Source organism: Legionella tunisiensis, from assembly GCF_000308315.1.
GTDB lineage: Bacteria > Pseudomonadota > Gammaproteobacteria > Legionellales > Legionellaceae > Tatlockia > Tatlockia tunisiensis.
In genome coordinates this window covers 1-5,713 of sequence record NZ_CALJ01000169.1, presented here as the reverse complement: position 1 = coordinate 5,713, position 5,713 = coordinate 1, and the positions used below count along the sequence as shown (strand labels likewise).

The window sequence follows — 5,713 nt, the reverse complement described above, 5'->3', positions numbered from 1 at the left end:
CTTCATAAGTTTACTCACTTGTCTTTACTGGTATAAGCTAAAATAATAAATTATTTATTGAAAATTACATTAGCTATGCAACAGCAATTTCCCATAAAAATTTAACTTAAAGAAGCAGATATTATTCATTATATGATATGTTTTACACAAAAAATTAAACAAAAATGACTAAAAATTATAATAATGGTTTAATCAACAGCATTGTTACTGTTATAGATGGTCGTTATAATTGCATGCTTAAATTCCGAATTATTCGGCAGCATTTATGATTATTTTTTCAAGTAAAAATCAATCTTTTCAAAAAAATATTATGAAGAATTAGGTTATAACGACAATTTCTACGAGATCGGCATTGTATATACCATTAAGATCCTAGTTGCCGTAGAAAAAATTGTTTTACTGGCCCGTAATTTTATACGCTAAATTCGAATGTATATTTTCTTACGATAAAGAATGGTAAGAATCACTAACCAGAAAAAAGTATAGCTTAAGGCATATAGCAGAGAAGCATTAGGTGGAGATGCCCAGCCAAATAAATGTTCAGTAATAAAGGAACGTAAATTTCCAGGAGAACCATCTTGATTAGGAATCGTAACCATCAATTGTACTTTTAAGAAGAAGATATGCAAAACATAGGCAGCCATTGCATTGGCACCAAAAATTTCAAACGGTTTATATCCTCTTTTCCACCCTTTGATTTCAATTGTCCAATAACAAAATGCCAAGACCAAGAGTGCCCAACCTCCTGTCCGTAAAACATAAGAACTTGTCCAAAGAGCCTTATTAATCGGAAACCATAATCCCCATAACCAACCAATAATCAACGCGCTGATACCAACCATACTCATCACGGCCAATTTTTTCTGTTGACTGGTGGTAGTTAATAATCCTATACCGGTGAGATTACCCAATAAAGCAGTAGCAATCGCAGGTAGGGTACTTAACAAGCCTTCCGGATCATATACTTTGCCATATAAATGAGATGAAGAAAAAAACAAGCGATCCACGTAAGCAGCAAGATTAGCTTGTGGAGCCAAATGATTAGCGCCATACCCTGGTACTGGCCAAAAAGCCATGAACCACCAATAACTCAGTAATAAGATAAGCGTTATAATCAGTTGCGTTTTTGGCCGTGTGGTTAAAATAAAAGCAGCAAAGAAATAACAAATGGCAATGCGCTGCAAAACACCAAATACTCGAATTGTGGCGAAATCAAAATGGTAAGGAAACGCATTAAGAAACAAGCCAATTAAAAAATCAGAATAGTCCGCTTTATAATTTTAGGTAGTAACTGCTGTAAAGAACGGCCCTGTGTACGTGCTTTAGATAAACTAAACACAGAGGCAACACCGACAATAAAAAACGAAAAAAGGAAAAACCAGATCAGCCAAGGTACAACCATTCCAAGCAGAATGCTCAAGCCAACTATAAGTGCTGTTATTGCCAGGACAATTAACCACTATCATTAGGGCAATGGTTATTCCACGAAATACATCCAGGGATAATAATCGAGGAAATTTTTTTCTTGCTCAATCATTTTTGTTAGGTACCTATTAACTGTTGAAAACCATTCCCGCAAATGCTAGTTAACTTAATGAAAAATTTAATGAATTGCCTATTATAACATTTCATGCGTCAAGAATAGAGCCACATTTAACTTCGCCGTAACTTACTACGCTAATTATACGTTCACTGAACTATACTTTAGGAAAGGCAAAACAAACCCGAGTCCAGTTAACAACCTGAGTTGGGGAAAGCAATGAAAATTTCACGTGCTGTTTTGAATAAAGCTGTTGAAGCAAAAATAATTAATAATAAACAAGCTGATGCCTTATTAGATTTTATTAAAAATCAGCCTGAACAAAGTCCAAATTTTAATTTCACGAATGTTTTGTATTACCTGGGTGGCTTAATTGCTATCGGGGCAATGACTTTATTTATGAATTTAGGATGGGAAACCTTTGGTGGTTGGGGAATTTTTTATCTCTCCTTAGTTTATGCCATAGTCGGTTTATATCTATCTTCTGTCTTCGAAAACAAAGGTTACCGTATTCCGGCTGGCATTTGTGCTACGTTTGTTGTCTGTCTAACACCATTAGCTATTTATGGCTTGCAAATAGGGATGGGTTGGTGGCCGGATGATACTGTTTATCGCAATTATCATAGTTATATTAAATGGCATTGGATTTTTATGGAGTTAGGCACTCTCATAGTGGGAATTATTTTAGCATGGATCTACCGTTATCCGTTTATGATTATGCCGGTAGCGGTAACACTTTGGTACATGTCAATGGATCTCGCCGTGATGATTGCCGGAGAGAATGCAAGTTTTACGTTAGTCGCAAATGTCTCTATGTATTTAGGACTCTTCACTATTCTCATTGCATTTTGGGTTGATTTGGAATCACGTTATTCTGCCGACTATGCATTCTGGTTATATATTTTTGGGGTTATGGCTTTTTGGGGAGGAATGACGTCTCAAAGCTCTGACAATGAACTCACTAAGTTCATCTATTTATGTATCAATCTCATTATGATTGGTATAGGTGTTATTCTGGTAAGAAAAGTTTTTGTTATCTTTGGTGCTATAGGTTGCGGTTTCTACCTGGGCCATCTGGCCTCACAAGTCTTTAAAGACAGTATATTCTTCCCCACTGCACTTACCTTAATTGGCTTGCTCATTATTTACTTAGGTACCTTATGGCAAAAACATGAAGCCTTTCTGACTAAAAAAGCGCGATCCATTCTTCCTAAGCAAATGCAGGAATTGTTGCAATCTCGCAACGAGTCTAGTTAACACTCATTAACGATATAAGCAAGATTATTTTCGGTAACATGTTAGCAAGGTTTGATAATCATAGTACAAACTACCTGGCGCGATGGGATGACAATCGGTTTTAAAAGCAATCTGTTTTTCATTATATAATTGACGAATAATCAGGTGATTTTTGTCATTTTTATAAACATCCCATTGAATATTCGCCGTGAAAGGTGATACGAATTCACCACGCCAGGGGTTATTTGCATAAGAATAAATTTCTTCTGGTTCGACTGCTTGGCAATAGCCTGGAATTTGCATGAGAACAACCCAGGGAATAACCGTTTCAGCATGAGCAAAACGCAATTTAGCAACTTTATTGCTGTTCCCAGAAATCACCTCATCCACCTGGGTAAAAAAGTCATCTTGAAGAGTTTTAGCGATTTGATAAGTTATTGTTTGATTCTTAAAACCCGGGCCCTTGCGATAAAAATCTCGGGCATCTTTAAGATATGCAAACCAAAGAGCTTCAGAATCATGAATATAGCGCTCAAAATGCCATACCCCTTCTTTTTGCATGGCAGGTATAATGCAGTAAAGATTATAAAGGGCTATAGCAGCATCAATTGCATTTGGGCTACGTACTTTCCTCGTTTCTCTACTTTGAAATGAATAACTATTTTTTGCCAATCGCTCAACAAAACTTTTGGTATACAGTCGTTCTAAAACAGCATGTGCTATCTTATGGCTTTGGGGTTGATTTTTAATCTTATCCAGCGTTTTTAAGAGTGCTGGATCGTGATGAATATAGTTTTGATAAGCACTGTTTTCATCAATTTTATGAAAATATAACTGCTTGCTGTCTTGGTATAACGGATTGAATAAAGTATGGAGAGTTGGTGAAATAGCCAACATGCCTCGCATAAAATAGTCCGCACTTACTTCTGCACGCGCCTTACCTGAGGTTACTATTTCAATACGCTGATTTTTAGTTTGAGCCAAACTAAATAGTTGCGCTTGTCGTGTTACCAAACGCTCACCTAACGCTTCCTGTTCCTGTTTACCCAACTGGCTCAAATTACCATAGCCCACTTCTAAAGTGGCCTTAGTCAGCGCTTGGATATCCGCAGCCAATAACTCTCCAAGTTTAGTCAGTACCTTTTCTTTCCTCGCCTGCTGCCAAATCTGTAGCGTAAGCTCATCATATTTATTACTGGATAAACCCCGTGAACCATGACGTGCCAACAATTGCGTAAAAATCGGATTGTAGCCTTCAGGTATGGGTTGACAACTCATTGCTTCTTTTCGAGCGGGATATGGCGTTTTACTAGCATAGTTAAAATTAGTTTCCATAGAACCATCACCAAAAAATGATGTAACATCGCTTTTAGTGTAATTATCTAATATTCTAGCATGTAATGTTGTACCCATATTTATAAGGATCTCATCAAAACTTATTAGGCAAGGAGCAGAATGGCCAACTACAACGCATCTTTTTTATTTTAATGCCAAAAAGGAACTAACAAAGGCAACCGAATTACTCGGACTTGAATATGATACAGTAACTCAACCTTACTACACGGTTGGTTATCATACTACCTCCGTTTTTTATCCTTTCACCAATGCTTTGAAATGTTTTATGGGCGTTGGACGCATCATAGTCGGTGCTTTGTTATTTTTTGAAGCCATTTTTAACAACCCCACAAAAGCAACTCCTCGAGTCCTTGGCGGCCTCATATATGAAGCTGGTGCTTTGATTATCAATGCCATCAATACTGCTGTCACAATAATTTCTCTCATTACAAGGACATTGGAAACTATTTTCAATTCAGGCTATTTATCCAGGAACCTGCTACAAACCACAGTTGGAGTGCTTACTGGTGGAGTAAATAGCGGGCGCCAACTCGTTGAAGCAATAAATTCAGAAGACACTAATTCAAAAGCCCACCAAAAAGAAGATAGTCTTTACCAGGCAAGCATGTCTTTCTAACCCTCACCTGAGGTGGTTTGCTTCTAATCGGTGAATGTATTGCTTTAAAAATACATTGCAATAAATTACAGCGTCTACTTAATTTATTGAGCAGATTAATATCGCTAAAATCAAATGGCAGTTTATAATCGCAGCCATTTGATAATCCAACGATTTGCAGAATGATATTATTTAAACCATTGAGATCCAGAGACATACCCATTGTACATAGTTGGCTCCAATTACCTCATATTCGTGAGTTTTGGGATGAGGGTCATCGCAAGCAGAAACAGGTTAAACAACATTATTTGAAAAATGATGCTGTTATGCGTTTTATTATCCTGATTGATGGACAACAAGCGGGTTATATACAGCGCTACATCATTAATAGCAAACACCCCTTTTGGAAATACGTCACGAGCTCACCCTGCGTTGGTGTTGATATGTTTATCGGTAACCCTAATTTTTTGGGTCAGGGTTGGTCAACACCCATCTTAACTCAATTCATCAACCAATATTGTCCCTCGGCTACTGAAATTGTCGTAGACCCTGAAACTGACAACTACAAAGCCATCCATTGTTATAAAAAACTCGGTTTTCAAGTTTTTACAACCATTACACTCAACAAGAAAAAATACCAATTAATGGGATTAGAGCGGCCAACCAATTTGCCTAATCGCATTATGCTCCTCGGTCGGCCAGGCAGCGGTAAAGCGAGATTTGCTAAAACATTGAAAACTCGATTGGGTATTTCTCTTTATTATTTTGATAAATTTTTTCACTCGCTAGTTGGACTGAAAAAGATTATCAAGAATTTTTAACTCTGCAAGAAGAACTGTTAAGAGAAGATCAGAATGCTATTTGTTTATATTTTAATTTTTCTCGCCGGCGTTGTTATTGGGAAATTTTTAAAAATTTGTTTATTAAACAAATTGTTATTGGCGACCCACTTCTTGGTCGGCAAAAAAAATTTAGTTGGTCCTTAT

At 36.9% G+C, this 5,713-nt stretch carries 5 protein-coding genes; 3 read left to right on the top strand and 2 right to left on the bottom strand.

Features of this window, described 5'->3' with window-relative positions:
- Positions 1 to 419 precede the first annotated feature (419 nt).
- Positions 420 to 1,244 carry an acyltransferase family protein gene (locus BN58_RS24130; RefSeq protein ID WP_019216769.1) on the bottom strand — a complete coding sequence of 275 codons (825 nt, stop codon included), beginning with the start codon at positions 1,242 to 1,244 and terminating at the stop codon, positions 420 to 422.
- A 515-nt stretch (positions 1,245 to 1,759) separates the two neighbouring features.
- Here BN58_RS24130 and BN58_RS10405 point away from each other — a divergent pair.
- The gene (locus tag BN58_RS10405; protein ID WP_019216767.1) at positions 1,760 to 2,797 is read left to right on the top strand and encodes a DUF2157 domain-containing protein; all 1,038 of its coding nucleotides are present in this window, start codon (positions 1,760 to 1,762) and stop codon (positions 2,795 to 2,797) included.
- 24 nt (positions 2,798 to 2,821) lie between these two features.
- On the opposite strand, the gene BN58_RS24125 is transcribed toward BN58_RS10405, so the two are convergent.
- Complete coding sequence (locus BN58_RS24125) at positions 2,822 to 4,189, bottom strand: histidine-type phosphatase (protein ID WP_019216766.1); 1,368 nt, start codon at positions 4,187 to 4,189, stop codon at positions 2,822 to 2,824.
- 208 nt (positions 4,190 to 4,397) lie between these two features.
- On the opposite strand from BN58_RS24125, the gene BN58_RS10395 reads away from it, so the two are divergent.
- Together BN58_RS10395 and BN58_RS10390 are read left to right on the top strand one after the other, a co-directional pair.
- Positions 4,398 to 4,748: a hypothetical protein gene (locus BN58_RS10395; protein ID WP_019216765.1), complete on the top strand. Its 351-nt coding sequence runs from the start codon at positions 4,398 to 4,400 to the stop codon at positions 4,746 to 4,748.
- Positions 4,749 to 4,909: 161 nt separating this feature from the next.
- The gene (locus BN58_RS10390) at positions 4,910 to 5,548 is read left to right on the top strand and encodes a GNAT family N-acetyltransferase (RefSeq protein ID WP_019216764.1); all 639 of its coding nucleotides are present in this window, start codon (positions 4,910 to 4,912) and stop codon (positions 5,546 to 5,548) included.
- Positions 5,549 to 5,713: the final 165 nt, after the last annotated feature.